The 12,587-nt window shown below is 66.0% G+C and carries 17 protein-coding genes, 1 tRNA gene and 1 other RNA gene; 8 read left to right on the forward strand and 11 right to left on the reverse strand.

Translation table 11 applies throughout. From position 1 onward, the window contains the following. Positions 1-37: 37 nt before the first annotated feature. The 4 genes from J0A91_RS22080 to J0A91_RS22095 all read right to left on the reverse strand — a co-directional run bounded on the left by J0A91_RS22080 (position 38) and on the right by J0A91_RS22095 (position 3,204). On the reverse strand, positions 38-850 hold the full coding sequence (locus tag J0A91_RS22080; RefSeq protein ID WP_069206702.1) for an inositol monophosphatase family protein: 813 nt from the start codon (positions 848-850) through the stop codon (positions 38-40). A gap of 118 nt (positions 851-968) precedes the next feature. After that, positions 969-1,532 carry an elongation factor P gene (gene efp, locus J0A91_RS22085; RefSeq protein ID WP_069206703.1) on the reverse strand — a complete coding sequence of 188 codons (564 nt, stop codon included), beginning with the start codon at positions 1,530-1,532 and terminating at the stop codon, positions 969-971. 42 nt (positions 1,533-1,574) lie between these two features. Next, positions 1,575-2,195 carry a M23 family metallopeptidase gene (locus tag J0A91_RS22090; RefSeq protein ID WP_069206704.1) on the reverse strand — a complete coding sequence of 207 codons (621 nt, stop codon included), beginning with the start codon at positions 2,193-2,195 and terminating at the stop codon, positions 1,575-1,577. A 1-nt stretch (position 2,196) separates the two neighbouring features. Beyond that, positions 2,197-3,204: a L,D-transpeptidase family protein gene (locus J0A91_RS22095; protein ID WP_069206705.1), complete on the reverse strand. Its 1,008-nt coding sequence runs from the start codon at positions 3,202-3,204 to the stop codon at positions 2,197-2,199. A 25-nt stretch (positions 3,205-3,229) separates the two neighbouring features. On the opposite strand from J0A91_RS22095, the gene J0A91_RS22100 reads away from it, so the two are divergent. Both J0A91_RS22100 and J0A91_RS22105 read left to right on the forward strand, forming a co-directional pair. Further along, positions 3,230-3,823: a peptidoglycan L,D-endopeptidase MepK gene (locus tag J0A91_RS22100; RefSeq protein WP_069207574.1), complete on the forward strand. Its 594-nt coding sequence runs from the start codon at positions 3,230-3,232 to the stop codon at positions 3,821-3,823. Positions 3,824-3,932: 109 nt separating this feature from the next. Then, positions 3,933-4,196, forward strand: a complete 264-nt coding sequence (locus J0A91_RS22105) for a hypothetical protein (protein WP_069206706.1) — start codon at positions 3,933-3,935, stop codon at positions 4,194-4,196. Positions 4,197-4,216: 20 nt separating this feature from the next. On the opposite strand, the gene thiE is transcribed toward J0A91_RS22105, so the two are convergent. From thiE to J0A91_RS22120, 3 genes are all read right to left on the reverse strand, one after another. After that, on the reverse strand, positions 4,217-4,897 hold the full coding sequence (gene thiE / locus J0A91_RS22110) for a thiamine phosphate synthase (protein WP_069206707.1): 681 nt from the start codon (positions 4,895-4,897) through the stop codon (positions 4,217-4,219). Between the two features lie 47 nt (positions 4,898-4,944). Continuing rightward, positions 4,945-5,493, reverse strand: coding sequence for a glutathione peroxidase (locus tag J0A91_RS22115; protein WP_069206708.1), 549 nt, complete (start codon positions 5,491-5,493; stop codon positions 4,945-4,947). A 119-nt stretch (positions 5,494-5,612) separates the two neighbouring features. Beyond that, entirely contained in the window at positions 5,613-6,524 is a 912-nt protein-coding gene (locus J0A91_RS22120; RefSeq protein ID WP_069206709.1) for a fructose bisphosphate aldolase, read from the reverse strand. A 137-nt stretch (positions 6,525-6,661) separates the two neighbouring features. Here J0A91_RS22120 and J0A91_RS22125 point away from each other — a divergent pair, with 137 nt between their 5' ends. Continuing rightward, positions 6,662-7,180 carry a TlpA family protein disulfide reductase gene (locus tag J0A91_RS22125; protein WP_069206710.1) on the forward strand — a complete coding sequence of 173 codons (519 nt, stop codon included), beginning with the start codon at positions 6,662-6,664 and terminating at the stop codon, positions 7,178-7,180. Between the two features lie 6 nt (positions 7,181-7,186). On the opposite strand, the gene J0A91_RS22130 is transcribed toward J0A91_RS22125, so the two are convergent. Continuing rightward, positions 7,187-8,380 (reverse strand): phosphoglycerate kinase, encoded by a 1,194-nt coding sequence (locus J0A91_RS22130; protein WP_069206711.1) that lies wholly within the window; start codon positions 8,378-8,380, stop codon positions 7,187-7,189. 165 nt (positions 8,381-8,545) lie between these two features. Next, positions 8,546-9,556 carry a type I glyceraldehyde-3-phosphate dehydrogenase gene (gene gap / locus J0A91_RS22135; protein WP_069206712.1) on the reverse strand — a complete coding sequence of 337 codons (1,011 nt, stop codon included), beginning with the start codon at positions 9,554-9,556 and terminating at the stop codon, positions 8,546-8,548. 167 nt (positions 9,557-9,723) lie between these two features. On the opposite strand from gap, the gene J0A91_RS22140 reads away from it, so the two are divergent. From J0A91_RS22140 to J0A91_RS22155, 5 genes are all read left to right on the forward strand, one after another. Next, positions 9,724-9,912 (forward strand): hypothetical protein, encoded by a 189-nt coding sequence (locus J0A91_RS22140; protein WP_069206713.1) that lies wholly within the window; start codon positions 9,724-9,726, stop codon positions 9,910-9,912. Next, the gene (locus tag J0A91_RS22145) at positions 9,912-10,214 is read left to right on the forward strand and encodes a cell division protein ZapA (protein ID WP_069206714.1); all 303 of its coding nucleotides are present in this window, start codon (positions 9,912-9,914) and stop codon (positions 10,212-10,214) included. Before J0A91_RS22140 ends, J0A91_RS22145 begins: the two co-directional genes overlap by 1 nt. A gap of 12 nt (positions 10,215-10,226) precedes the next feature. Then, a non-coding RNA gene (gene ssrS / locus J0A91_RS25325) (6S RNA) lies at positions 10,227-10,383 on the forward strand. Positions 10,384-10,409: 26 nt separating this feature from the next. Continuing rightward, positions 10,410-10,952: a 5-formyltetrahydrofolate cyclo-ligase gene (locus tag J0A91_RS22150; RefSeq protein WP_069207575.1), complete on the forward strand. Its 543-nt coding sequence runs from the start codon at positions 10,410-10,412 to the stop codon at positions 10,950-10,952. Then, positions 10,949-11,155, forward strand: coding sequence for a DUF2842 domain-containing protein (locus tag J0A91_RS22155; protein ID WP_069207576.1), 207 nt, complete (start codon positions 10,949-10,951; stop codon positions 11,153-11,155). Before J0A91_RS22150 ends, J0A91_RS22155 begins: the two co-directional genes overlap by 4 nt. 165 nt (positions 11,156-11,320) lie before the next feature. On the opposite strand, the gene J0A91_RS22160 is transcribed toward J0A91_RS22155, so the two are convergent. Then, positions 11,321-11,397 (reverse strand) — tRNA-Asp (locus J0A91_RS22160). 23 nt (positions 11,398-11,420) lie between these two features. Continuing rightward, a complete protein-coding gene (locus J0A91_RS22165) occupies positions 11,421-12,587 on the reverse strand; it encodes an AI-2E family transporter (RefSeq protein ID WP_069207577.1) in 1,167 nt (388 codons plus the stop codon).

The raw sequence follows: 12,587 nt of genomic DNA on the forward strand, positions 1-12,587 counted from the left end.
TTAACAATTTATAGTAATCGCCGCCGCCGCGGCGCGATCAGCGCAGGGCGCTGGCGATCAGCTTGTGGAGACGCGACTGGAGCGCATCGTTCGCCGCGAGAAATTCGTTGCGCTCCATCATCTTGTCACCGCCGCGGAAATCGGTGACGAACCCGCCCGCTTCCTTGACGAGCAGCATGCCCGCGGCGACGTCCCACGGCTTCAGGCTCGATTCCCAGAAGCCATCGAACCGCCCCGCCGCCACCCAGGCGAGATCGAGCGCGGCGGAACCGAGCCGCCGGATGCCAGCCACTTCCGGCGCGACCGCGCCGAAGATGCGGCTCCACTGCGCGAAATCGCCGTGGCCGAGGAACGGGATGCCGGTGGCGATCACCGACTCGGAGAGATCCCGGCGTGCCGAAACGCGCAGGCGCTGCTCCTGCACCCAGGCCCCCCTGCCCTTCTCGGCCCAGAAGCTCTCATCGGTGAGCGGCTGATAGACCACGCCCGAGGTGATCTCGCGCTTGCCGTTCACCATCGGCTCCTCGACCGCGATCGAGATCGAGAAGTGCGGGATACCGTGGAGGAAATTGGTGGTGCCATCGAGCGGATCGACGATGAAACGCGGCTTGGACGGATCACCGGCGATCTCGCCGCGCTCTTCCATCAGGAAACCCCAGTCGGGGCGCGCCTTGGACAGTTCCTCGTAGATCGTCTGTTCGGCGCGCTGATCGGCCATCGACACGAAATCGGCCGGGCCCTTGCGGCTGACCTGAAGGTGCTGAACCTCGTTGAAATCACGACGCAAGCGCGGCGCGGCCTTGCGCGCGGCGCGGTCCATGACGGTGAGGAGGCCGGAATGGGATGCCATTGTGTTTGTCTTTCTTCTCCCCTCCAGCTTGCGGGAGGGGTCGGGGGAGGGCCTGTCAACAAACGCGAAGCCGGAGACGTGCCCTCCCCTAGCCCCTCCCGCAAGCGGGAGGGGGACTTTAGTCCGCGCGCTTCACATATGTGCGCTCGTAGACATCGACCACGATCTTCGTGCCCGCGCCGATATGCGGCGGCACCATCACGCGCACGCCGTTATCGAGAATCGCCGGCTTGTAGCTCGACGAGGCGGTCTGCCCCTTCACCACCGCGTCAGCCTCGACGATCGTGGCTTCGATCTGGCTCGGCAGCTCGACCGAGATCGGGCGCTCGTCGTACAATTCCATCACGACGTCCATACCGTCCTGAAGGAACTCGGCGGCATCGCCGAGGATGCCGGCATCAAGCGTGATCTGCTCGTAATTGTCCTTGTCCATGAAGGTCAGCGCGTCGCCGTCGCGGAACAGGAACTGGAAATCCTTGGTGTCGAGCCGGATGCGCTCCACCGTCTCGGCCGAGCGGAAGCGGACGTTGTTCTTGCGGCCGTCGATGAGATTCTTCATCTCGACCTGCATGTACGCGCCGCCCTTGCCGGGCTGGGTGTGCTGAATCTTGACGGCTTTCCAGATGCCGCCTTCATATTCGATGATATTGCCGGGACGAATGTCCACGCCGCTGATCTTCATTGGGTGTACCTGTGGAAAGAGCGAAGGCTGCGGCCTTTAGCCTCAGCCGCCCGATCCGGCAACCCGCCGCCCGGTGAGATAGGGAAACGGGTCGACATCCTCGCCTTCGTACCAATGCTGATCGGGCATGGTGCGGGTGAGGCTGAAATGGAGGTGAAAGTTCCCCGCCCCCGCGTCGCCGGTGTCGCCGACATAGCCGAGCGGATCGCCGGTGCGTACCCGCTGCCCTTCATGCAGCCCCGGCGCGTAGCCGGAAAGGTGCGCGTAATAATAGGTCCAGTCGCGCGCCGGGGAGCGGACATAGATGGTGGTGCCGCCAGCATTGCTCTCGAACAGCTTTTCGACGACGCCGGGAGCCGCCGCCGTCACCAAAGTCCCGGCGGCGGCGGGGATGTCGGTGCCGTGATGTGCGCGCAGACCATTCTCGCGCGGATCGCCCCAGGTGTCGGTGATCGCCGCGCGCGCCACCCCGGCCACGGGCACGGCGAGCAGCCCGACGGGCGGGCGCGGCGCCGCCTGCACCGCGGGCTTTGTCGGCACCGCGTGCGAACGTGCTGACGTGGATGCCGTCGTGCCCGGCGCGTCAGGGAGGTTCAGCAGCGCCAGCCACCCCGCGACCAGCAGGGCGGCGGCCAGGATCAGGACGAGACCGAGCCGCCCCACGTTATTCCTGGAAGACGGCGGGCGTGCCGGGCTTGATCATCAGCGACAGCCGGGCGACGTCCCAGTTGGTGAGGCGGATGCAGCCGTGGCTCTCGGCGCGGCCGATCGTCGAGGGTTCGGGCGTGCCGTGGATGCCGTAATGCGGCTTGGAAAGATCGAGCCACACCACCCCGACCGGCCCATTCGGCCCCGGCGGCAGCGTCGCTTTCTTCTGGCCCTTCTTGGCATCCCAGAACAGCTTCGGGTTGTAGTGGAACGGCGGGTTGTAGGCCGGGCCGAGAATCTTCCAGGTGCCGATCGGCAGCGGATCGTGCTTGCTGCCCATCGTCGCCTGGAACTGCGCGATCAGCTTGCCGTCGGCATCGAGAACGCGCAGCACCGAATCCGATTTGTCGACGACGATCTTGGCGCCCTGCGGCTGTTTCGAATCGACGTTGAGGCCGCTCAGCGTCTGGCGCCACTTTTCGGGCAGCTTGGCATCGTAATCGCGTGCGGTGGCGATCGCGTTGGGCACGGTGATCTTCACGCCGGGCGACAGCTTCGTGTCGCCGCTGTTGAGCGCAATCAGCACCGCTGGCGTGGTGTGGAACATCTCGCCGAACTTCTCCATCGCGTTGCGATAGCCGAGTTCGGGCAAGGCCGCCTGCTTGGCCGGGTTTTTCGGCAGCGGATTGGTGTATGGGCCGGCGAGCAGTTCGGGGGTGAGCGTCACGGTCTGCGTGGCAGGGATGTTCTGGTATTTCGAGAGCGCGGCTTGGGTCGGCTTGTCGAGCGCTCCGGTCACATCGAGGCCATTCGCCTCCTGAAAACCCTTCACCGCGGACGTCAGCGACATGCCGGCTTTGCCGTCGAGTACCCCGGGCGAGAAGCCGAGATGATCGAGAATGACCTGCGTCTGGAGCACCCTTTTCTCGACGGTAGCGGCAGTTTTGGTTCCAGCCCCGGACGCGGGAACAGGCCCAAGCGAGGCAGACGCCAGACAAGCCGCGATCAGGACTGTTCTTCTCATCGTTTCAACATCCTAGATGACTTTCATGCCATCAACGACAGACTCCGCGGTTGTTTCCGCGCCGCAACGAATCCTCTCACGCCGCGGGCTTCTCGGCGGCCTCGCCGGGCTTGGCGCCATCGCGGCGATGCCCGGCCCGGCGCGCGCGCTTGCCGGCACGCGCGAATGGCGGCTCGCGATTCGCAACGTCCACACCAACGAGAGCGTCGACGCGCTGTTCGCGCGCAACGGCCAGTTCGTGCCTGAGGGCCTTGCCGAACTGAACCACGGTCTGCGCGACTGGCGCACCGGCCAATCGACGATCATGGACCGAAAGCTGCTCGCGCTGCTGGTCAGCCTGCGCCGCACGCTCGACGTCGGCGACAATCGCAAGATCGACCTGATCTCGGGCTATCGCTCGCCCAAGACCAACGCGGGCTTGCGCGCGCGCGGCGGCCAGCACACCGGCGTCGCCAGCCGAAGCCAGCACATGCTCGGCAAGGCGACCGACATCATGGTGCCCGGCGTGTCGCTCGATAAGCTGCACCGTGCGGCGCTGGCGCTCGGCGGCGGCGGGGTCGGCTTCTATCCGCGCGACGGCTTCGTGCATGTCGATACCGGGCGCGTGCGCCACTGGTGAGCAGGTGCCGGTTGCGACTGGACCGGGTTTCGCTTGATCGCAGCACCGCTTGCGCTCAGGCACGAGCGCACAGTGACCCATAACCGCGTTATTCTGGCTTTCAAAAGACATGCCTCAGGCCAAACACCGCTATGAGGTGATCTTTGCGGTACAATCCGTTCTGGCCGCGGGGCCGCCCGGCACCTTCGGTTGGTCCTGGATCAGGATCGATGCGGAAGGCTTTGTCTCGGTACGCGGCAAGGTTCACCGGACGATGCGCGCCGCGATCGATGACGCCGCCGTCCATCGCAGCGAACACGACGGAGGCGAAATACGCGTCAACCTCATGGACACGCCGCGCGAGGATGCGCCGGGCGTGACCTATCTCGTGTGATTCGCGTCAGGCGGAGCCGATCAGCCCAGCACCGCCGCGAACGCCTTCACCGCCGCGACCTCGTCACCGCCCCACACCGCGCCCGACACCGCAAGGAAATCGGCGCCGGCCATGACCAGCGGCGCGGCGTTGGCGGGGGTGATGCCGCCGATCGCGACGCTCGGCAGTTCGAACATCGTCGCCCACCAGCTCAGGATCACCGGCTCGGGATGGTGCTCGACCGCCTTGGTGGTGGTTGGATAGAAAGCGCCGAACGCAACATAGTCGGCCCCCGCCTCGCCCGCTTCCATCGCGAGGTGGCGGCTGTCGTGGCACGTCACGCCGATCTGCGCGTTGGGGCCGAGCACGCTGCGCGCCTCACGCGGGTCGCCGTCATCCTGCCCGAGATGCACACCGTCCGCGCCGAGTCGCTTGGCGAGCGAAATGCTGTCGTTGACGAGGAACGCCACGTCACGCTCCGCACAGATGCGCTGAAGCGGTTCGGCAAGAGCTGCCGCCGCGTGCTGGTCGATATCCTTGATGCGGAACTGGAACGCGGCGACCGGCCCGGCATCGAGCGCACGCGCGAGCCGGTCGGCGAACCCGCCGGTCACGTCGAGCGGCGAGATCAGGTAAAGCTGGCATGGCGGCCGGCGGTCGTCACGGCGAAACTGTTTCGCGAAATCGGGATCGAGCGGGCCGAGCGGATCATCTTCTGTCATGGCGCCGCCCTAGCGCGCGGATCGCCGCAACGAAACCCGGCGCGCGTTTACTTCGCCAGTTCCGCCTCGATCGCCGCGACCAGCGCGGGGTCATCCGGCGCGGTAGAGGGGGCGAAGCGACCGACGACGGTGCCGTCGCGCGCGATCAGGAACTTTTCGAAGTTCCACAGCAGCTCGGGCGCTTCGTTGGGAGTCATGCCATAGCCGCGCAGCCGCGTGCGGAACGCATCGGCATCATCCCCCGCCGTTTCCGGCTTGGCGGCGATCAACGCGGCGTAGAGCGGATGTTTGCCCGGGCCGGTGACGATGATCTTGGAGAACATCGGGAAATCGACATCGTAATTGGTCTTGCAGAAATCGGCGATCTCGGCGTCGCCGCCCGGCTCCTGCCCGGCGAAATCGTTGGCGGGAAAGCCCAGCACCTTGAAGCCGCGATCCCGATATTGGCGGAACAGCGCCTCGAGCGCCTCATATTGCGGGGTCAGCCCGCATTTGGAGGCGACGTTGACGACGAGCAGCACGTCTCCGGCATATTGGGAGAGGCTGGTACGATCGCCGTCGATCGTCTTGACCGGGGTCTCGAGAAGGGTCGTCATGGGTGTTCTCCGGGACGTATCATGGACGCCCTCCCGTCACCCCGGCGAAGGCCGGGATCGTTGTGGGGCTGGCGTTGCGCTTCCTTACAAGGCGGCCCCGGCCTTCGCCGGGGCGACGATCACGCCGCGACGGGCTGCGCGACCTTGTCCACGGATGCCGTGTAGATCTCGTCGATCGCCGCCGAGAGCGATGCGTCGAACTCCGCATCGGTCATCTGGTGGCGCAGGTCCGAGAGGAGCGCGCGACTGAAGCTGGCGATGATGCCGCGATTCTTGGCGAGTTCGGCGCACGCCTCAGTACGCGAATAGCCGCCCGACAATGCGACGACGCGCAACACGCGCGGATGATCGACCAGCGAATCGAACAGCCCGGCCTTTTCGGGGATCGACAGCTTGAGCATCACCGTGTCGTCGCCGGTCATCGCATCGAGCGCCTTGAGCAGTTCGTCGCGCAGGATCACCTCGGCCTCGGCACGCTCGGGGCTCTTGATGTTGAGTTCGGGTTCGAGGATCGGCATCAGGCCGCCCGCGATCACCTGCTGGCCGATCTCGAACTGCTGCGCGACGATCGCGGCGATGCCCTCGTGGTTGGCGAGGTTGATGACCGAGCGCTCCTTGGTGCCGAACACGCCGAGCGCCTTCGAGCGCGCGAGCAACGCGTCTAGCTCCGGCATCGGCTTCATGAGTTGAACACCGTTCGCCTCGGCCTCGAGCCCCTTGTCGATCTTGATGAACGGCACGACGCCACGTTCGATCAGCGCGGCGGGGGCGGGCTTGCCCGCGACCATGCCGTCCATCGTGCGCTCGAACAGGATCGCGCCGATCACCTTGTTGCCGGTGAAGCTCGGCGCGGTGATGATGCGGCTGCGCATGTCATGGATGAGCGCGTACATTTCCTCGTCGCTCGACCAAGATCCATCAGCGATGCCGTAGCCGGTGAGCGCCTTGGGCGTGGAGCCGCCGCTCTGGTCGAGCGCGGCGATGAAGCCTTTTCCGGCGGCGATCTTGGCGGTCATCTCGGCGGTATTCATGGCGTGCCACTCCCTCTATGCTGCGCTGCGTCAAGTCGTGTTAGCGAGACAGTCGGGGCTGAGCAACGGGCAAGCGTGCGGCTTGACCGCAGCTTCGCAAAGTTTCAGCGTGAAGTCCTATTCGGGGGGACGAGATCATGGCCGGCACGTCGAACGTCTTTCGACATCTTGCGCTTGTCTTGGTAGCGCTAGCATCAATTGGTGCCAAGGCGCCCGAAGTCGGCGTTCAGGCACCGCCGTTCGAGTTGACACTGGTCGATGGGACCAAGGTCTCCTCGGCGGATTTGCGCGGCCAGGTGGTCGTGCTCAATTTCTGGGCGACCTGGTGCGTGCCGTGCAAACAGGAGTTGCCGACGCTCGACGCCTATTACGCCGCCACCAGCAAGTTCGGCCTGCGTGTCTTCGCCGTGACGACCGAGGACTCGGTGCCGCTTTCCCAGATGAAGCGGCTGTTCGCGGCGCTGCACATCTCGCCGGTGCGCAAGATTCGCGGACCCTATGACGTGATGCGCGGTGTGCCGACCAACTACGTGATCGATCGCGCCGGCCGGCTGCGATATGCGCAGGCCGGCGCGTTCGATCTCGACGCGCTCAACACGGTGCTGATCCCGCTGCTCAAGGAACCGGCGCCGCCGCCGATCGCCCCGGCGACCTGATCGCGCCTAGCGGGCGAGCGCCGCGACGCCGGGCAGTTCCTTGCCTTCCATCCATTCGAGGAAGGCGCCGCCCGCAGTCGAGACGAAGGTGAAGTCGTCGCCCGCCCCGGCCTGGTTGAGCGCGGCTACGGTGTCACCGCCGCCCGCCACCGAGACGAGCGAGCCGCCGACCGTCAACGCCGCCGCGGTTTTGGCGAGTGCGACCGTGGCGGCATCGAACGGCGGCGTCTCGAACGCGCCGAGCGGCCCGTTCCAGACGAGCGTCTTGCAGGTCTTGAGCACGTCGGCGAGCGCCTCGACCGCAGCCGGGCCGACATCGAGGATCATCTCGTCGGCGGCGACTTCGTGAACGTTGCAGGTCCGCAGGCTCGGCGGGTTGGGCGCGAATTCCTTCGAGACGACCACGTCGTAGGGCAGATGGATGGTGCAGTTCGCGCCCTCGGCGGCGGTGAAGATCTCCTCGGCGGTGCCGACCAGATCGTGTTCGCACAGCGACTTGCCGACATCGACCCCGCGCGCCGCGAGGAAGGTGTTGGCCATGCCGCCGCCGATGATGAGATGATCGACCTTGGTGACGAGATGCTTGAGCACGTCGAGCTTCGACGAAACCTTGGCGCCGCCGACCACCGCCGCGACCGGATGCTCGGGATTGCCCAGCGCCTTGTCGAGCGCGTCGAGTTCGGCTTCCATCGCGCGGCCGGCGAAGGCGGGCAGGACATGCGCCAGCCCCTCGGTCGAGGCGTGCGCGCGGTGCGCGGCGGAGAAAGCGTCGTTGACGTAGAGGTCGCCGAGTTTGGCGATGTCGGCGACGAGCGCCGGGTCATTCTTTTCTTCGCCCGCGAAGAAACGGGTGTTCTCCAGCACCGCGATATCGCCGGGCTGGAGGGTGGCGACGGCGTCTTCCGCGCCGTTCCAGTCGACAAACCGGACCGGACGGCCGAGCACGGCCGAATAGGGCTTCACCACCATCGCGAGCGACATCTCGGGGTTACGCTGCCCCTTGGGGCGACCGAAATGCGCGAGAACGAGGACGATCGCGCCCTTGTCGGCGAGTTCGCCGACCGTCGCGACGGTGGCGCGCAGCCGGGTGTCGTCGGTAACCGCGCCGTCGGCCATCGGCACGTTGAGATCCTCACGGACCAGCACGCGCTTGCCGTCGATGTCGCCCATGTCGTCGAGCGTTTTGAACTGCCTGGCCATCGTCGCACTCCCGAATTGTGTCTGTCGTCCGCACCCGATCCGCAGGGCAGGTCCGCCTCCATCGTCACCCCAGCGGAAGCTGGGGTCTCCGCGGGGCGGGCGCTACGGCCGACACCGGAAGATGCCAGCGTGCGCTGGCATGACGAATTTTGCCGCGATGGTGCCTTAGAGGAACTTCGCCATCGCGCCGGCGGTATCGATCATGCGGTTCGAGAAACCCCATTCGTTGTCGTACCAACTCACCACGCGGACGAGCTTGCCGTCGAGTACCGCCGTCTCGAGGCTGTCGACGGTCGAGGAGAACGGCGTGTGGACGATGTCGATCGACACCAAAGGCTCGTCCGAGAACGCGAGGATGCCGGCGAGCGGGCCGCTTTCCGACGCCGCCTTGAGGATCGCGTTGATCTCGCCCTTGGTGGTGTCGCGCTTGGGCGTGAAGGTCAGGTCGACGAGGCTGCCGTCCGCCACCGGCACGCGCACGGCCGAGCCGTCGAGCCGGCCCTTCAGTTCAGGCAGCACCTCACCCACCGCGCGCGCCGCGCCGGTGGTGGTCGGGATGATGTTCATCGCGGCGGCGCGGGCACGGCGCAGATCCGGGTGGATCTGGTCGAGGATCTTCTGGTCGTTGGTATAGGCGTGGATCGTCGTCATCAGGCCGCGCTCGATGCCGACCGTGTCGTTGAGCACCTTGGCGATCGGCGCGAGGCAGTTGGTGGTGCACGATGCGTTCGACACGATCGTGTGCCCGGCTTCGAGCTTGTCGTGGTTGACGCCGTACACGACGGTCAGATCGACGTTCTTGCCGGGTGCCGAGATCAGCACCTTCTTGGCGCCCGCGTCGAGATGCTTCTGGCAGCTCACGTTGTCGGTGAAGAAGCCGGTGCATTCGAGCACGATGTCGACACCGAGTTCGGCATGCGGCAGGTTGGCGGGATCGCGCTCGGCCGTGACGCGGATGTGCTTGCCGTCGATGACGATGTCATTGCCCTCGGCGACGACGGTGCCGGGATATTTGCCGTGGACGCTGTCGCGGCTGAACAGCCAGGCGTTCGATTTCGCGTCGGCGAGATCGTTGATCGCGACCAGTTCGAGGCCGGTATCGGCACGCTCCATCAATGCCCGCGCCACGAGACGCCCGATCCGCCCGAAACCGTTGATCGCTACCTTAACCGTCATCGCATGCGCTCCTGTCGCCAATGGCGGAGTCGGGCTGCCAATGCAGCAGGCATTCCCCGCCGATTCCCTCGTGTTCGCCGCGTCTTTGCGGTGGGCGGAGGCTGGCGTCAACCAGTGCGAAACAATTCGAATATTGTCAGACAACCCTCTCATGCTATCGCCGGGCGATGGCAGAAGTATCGTCCCCTGCCGCGATCGACCGGATCGAACGCGCCATTGCCCGTATCGACGCAGCGGTCGCGGATCGCGAACGCGCCCAGGCGGCGCTCGCAAAACGACATGGCGCATTGCGCGCGCGGATCGAGGCGGCGATCGTCGCGCTCGATACGGTGATGGCGGGCGAGGAGGCGGACTGATGGCCGACGTGACGATCACCATCGGCGACCGGCGCCACGTCGTCGCTTGCCGCGCGGGCGAGGAAGACCGGCTGATCAAGCTCGGCGCATTGCTCGACGCGCGCTGGAGCGACGCGACGCGCGCCTCGGGCGGCCTGAGCGGCGAGCGCACGATGCTGTTCATCGCGCTGCTGCTCGCCGATTCGCTCGAGGAGGCGGAACGCCGCCCCGCCGAGCAGGTGGAATCGCATGTGCTGGGTCGTGTCGCCGAGCTGCTGGAGGAACTTGCCGATGCCCTTGAGAATCGCAGCGCCAACGCCTAGATTGGCAAGTGGCGGGCACTGCCCGGTACGAGCCTTACCGAACATCCCTGAGGCGATTATTCTTCCTAGGGGGTTGTCCCTGTTCTGGCCCTGGCCAGATGCATATGATCCCCACCTGATGCTAACGGCGTCAGAGGATATTCAGGCAAACGGCCACGGCGGTCCCGCCACCCGCTTTTTTCCGGCTGCGGCATGATGCTCGACAAGCGTGCGTTGCGCGCCCGGATGCGTGCGGCCCGCGACGCGTTCTTCGCGACCTCCCCACCGCCGATCCTCGCGGGTGCCGAATTTACCGCCCTCCTGCCTCATGCCGCGACGGTCGCGTCGTACGTGCCGATCGGCAGCGAGGCTGATCCGATGTGGCTGGCGCGCGCGGCAGTCGAGCATGGCTGCGCGATCGTGCTGCCGCACGTCACAAGCCGCGCCGATCCGATTCGCTTCCTCGCCTGGGATGCCGAGGACGATCTTGCCCCCGGCCCGTACGGGTTGCAGCAACCGCACCACGCGTCACCCGCGCTCGCACCCGATCTCGTGCTGACGCCGCTGGTCGCGTTCGATTCGGCGCTCAACCGGCTCGGCCAGGGCGCGGGACATTACGATCGCGCGTTCGCGGAATTTCCGAACGCTGTGCGAATCGGGGTGGCGTGGAGCGTGCAGCAAGTCGATACCCTGCCCGCCGACCCGTGGGACATGCCGCTCCACGCGATCGCGACCGAGACAGGATGGATCACGCGATGACCCCGAGCTGGCGCAAACCCTTCGGCATGTTCATGATCCTCGCGCTGATCCTGGTGTGGGTGGTGATCGTCGCGAGCTTCTCGGGCTGGGTCGGGCGCTGGCACCCGCTGGTGCAGGCGCTGTTCTACGTGGTAACGGGGCTGGTGTGGATCGCGCCGCTCAAGCCGTTGCTGGCGTGGATGGAGACCGGGCGCTGGCGGTAACGGCCCCTAAAGCCGTCATGCCGGACATGTTCCGGCTCAACCGTTCCGTCCGTCCAACGGCCGTAATATGGCGGAACCGTGGCCCCCGGAACACGTCCGTGGCAGCGAAGTAACGATCGGTTTGATTTCTCCAACCGCTTGATCCGCCAACCCTTTTTGAAAGGGTGGCGCGAGTGACGGGGCTCGAACCCGCGACCTCCGGCGTGACAGGCCGGCGCTCTAACCAACTGAGCTACACCCGCTTGGAAAGCGTGAGGCGCGCCAACTAGGTCAGGGGTTCGTGGCTGTCAACAGACTTCGCCAGACTTTCTTCAGCCTCGCCATTTTTTGGTGGCGATCCCTTGGCCATCGCGCCGTGTTCGAACAGGAAACCGGCGATATCGGGCTTGCCGATCGCGCCCAGTACGGTTTGCAGGATGATGAGCAGCGGCACCGCCAGCAGCGCGCCCGGCGTGCCCCACACCCAGCTCCAGAAGCTGATCGAGATGAGGATCAGGATCGGGTTGATCGTCAGCCGCCGCCCGACGATCAGCGGCGTGATGGCGTTGGCCTCGACAAGATGGCAGCCGATCATCAGGAACGCCGGAAACAGCGCCGCCCAGATATCGCGGAAGGTCATCAACCCACCCAGCCCAAGCAGCAGCGCCGCCGCGATCGGCCCGAAATACGGCACGTAGTTGAGCAGGGCGACGATGCCGCCCCACATCAGCGGGTATGGCATCCCCATCGTCCAGAGCACGCCCGAGACGAGCAGCCCGAGCGCGAGGTTTATGACGGTGATCGTGCCGAGATACGCAGCGGTATCGTCGACGACATGCTGGATCACCCGCGCGGTCGCCATCGCGCCGCCGAAGCTGGAGCGGCTGGTGATCGTGCGCCGCCGCAGGCGGGTCCAGCCGGCGAGGAAGAAATAGATCACGAGGATGCCGAAGAACACCTGCACGATCGCGGTCGGCGCCGAGGTGGCGGCGAGTTCGAGGATCGAGCTCGGCGGGGCCACCGCCGTGGTCTGTGCCGTCCTGATCGGCCCCGGCGAGGCGAGATGCCGCACCGCGCGATTGAGATAGCGCTCCAGGCTCGAATAGAGATCGATCAGCGGCGCGATGTTCATCTGGATTCGGTCGATCCGCTCGGGCAGCTTGCGGAAGAACTCCACCGCCGGCACCACGATCGCGGCGAGCGCGATGTTGGCGGCGAGCAGGAACAGCAGGATGCAGACCAGCGCCGCCACCGCCGAGGGGATGCGATGTCGTTCGAACCACTCGAGAATCGGCACCATTGCGATCGCGATCACCAAAGCGGCGGTCGTCGGGAGGAAGAATTCCGCGCCGGCCTTGAGCGCAAACGGGGTGGCGAGCGCGAGGCCGATGCCGGCGAACAGGGTCAGCGTGGCAAGGATGCGGTCGCGCCGCATCGCCAGCACCAGCATCAT

The organism is Sphingomonas panacis (genome assembly GCF_001717955.1).
Lineage (GTDB): Bacteria > Pseudomonadota > Alphaproteobacteria > Sphingomonadales > Sphingomonadaceae > Sphingomonas > Sphingomonas panacis.

What these genes read in the sequence shown, in the direction of transcription:
- J0A91_RS22080 (WP_069206702.1), bottom strand. Translation starts at nt 850, where the DNA reads ATGGCATCCCATTCCGGCCTCCTCACCGTCATGGACCGCGCCGCGCGC.
- efp (WP_069206703.1), bottom strand. Translation starts at nt 1,532, where the DNA reads ATGAAGATCAGCGGCGTGGACATTCGTCCCGGCAATATCATCGAATAT.
- J0A91_RS22095 (WP_069206705.1), bottom strand. Translation starts at nt 3,204, where the DNA reads ATGAGAAGAACAGTCCTGATCGCGGCTTGTCTGGCGTCTGCCTCGCTT.
- J0A91_RS22100 (WP_069207574.1), top strand. Translation starts at nt 3,230, where the DNA reads ATGCCATCAACGACAGACTCCGCGGTTGTTTCCGCGCCGCAACGAATC.
- J0A91_RS22105 (WP_069206706.1), top strand. Translation starts at nt 3,933, where the DNA reads ATGCCTCAGGCCAAACACCGCTATGAGGTGATCTTTGCGGTACAATCC.
- thiE (WP_069206707.1), bottom strand. Translation starts at nt 4,897, where the DNA reads ATGACAGAAGATGATCCGCTCGGCCCGCTCGATCCCGATTTCGCGAAA.
- J0A91_RS22115 (WP_069206708.1), bottom strand. Translation starts at nt 5,493, where the DNA reads ATGACGACCCTTCTCGAGACCCCGGTCAAGACGATCGACGGCGATCGT.
- J0A91_RS22120 (WP_069206709.1), bottom strand. Translation starts at nt 6,524, where the DNA reads ATGAATACCGCCGAGATGACCGCCAAGATCGCCGCCGGAAAAGGCTTC.
- J0A91_RS22125 (WP_069206710.1), top strand. Translation starts at nt 6,662, where the DNA reads ATGGCCGGCACGTCGAACGTCTTTCGACATCTTGCGCTTGTCTTGGTA.
- J0A91_RS22130 (WP_069206711.1), bottom strand. Translation starts at nt 8,380, where the DNA reads ATGGCCAGGCAGTTCAAAACGCTCGACGACATGGGCGACATCGACGGC.
- gap (WP_069206712.1), bottom strand. Translation starts at nt 9,556, where the DNA reads ATGACGGTTAAGGTAGCGATCAACGGTTTCGGGCGGATCGGGCGTCTC.
- J0A91_RS22140 (WP_069206713.1), top strand. Translation starts at nt 9,724, where the DNA reads ATGGCAGAAGTATCGTCCCCTGCCGCGATCGACCGGATCGAACGCGCC.
- J0A91_RS22145 (WP_069206714.1), top strand. Translation starts at nt 9,912, where the DNA reads ATGGCCGACGTGACGATCACCATCGGCGACCGGCGCCACGTCGTCGCT.
- J0A91_RS22150 (WP_069207575.1), top strand. Translation starts at nt 10,410, where the DNA reads ATGCTCGACAAGCGTGCGTTGCGCGCCCGGATGCGTGCGGCCCGCGAC.
- J0A91_RS22155 (WP_069207576.1), top strand. Translation starts at nt 10,949, where the DNA reads ATGACCCCGAGCTGGCGCAAACCCTTCGGCATGTTCATGATCCTCGCG.
- J0A91_RS22165 (WP_069207577.1), bottom strand. Translation starts at nt 12,587, where the DNA reads ATGATGCTGGTGCTGGCGATGCGGCGCGACCGCATCCTTGCCACGCTG.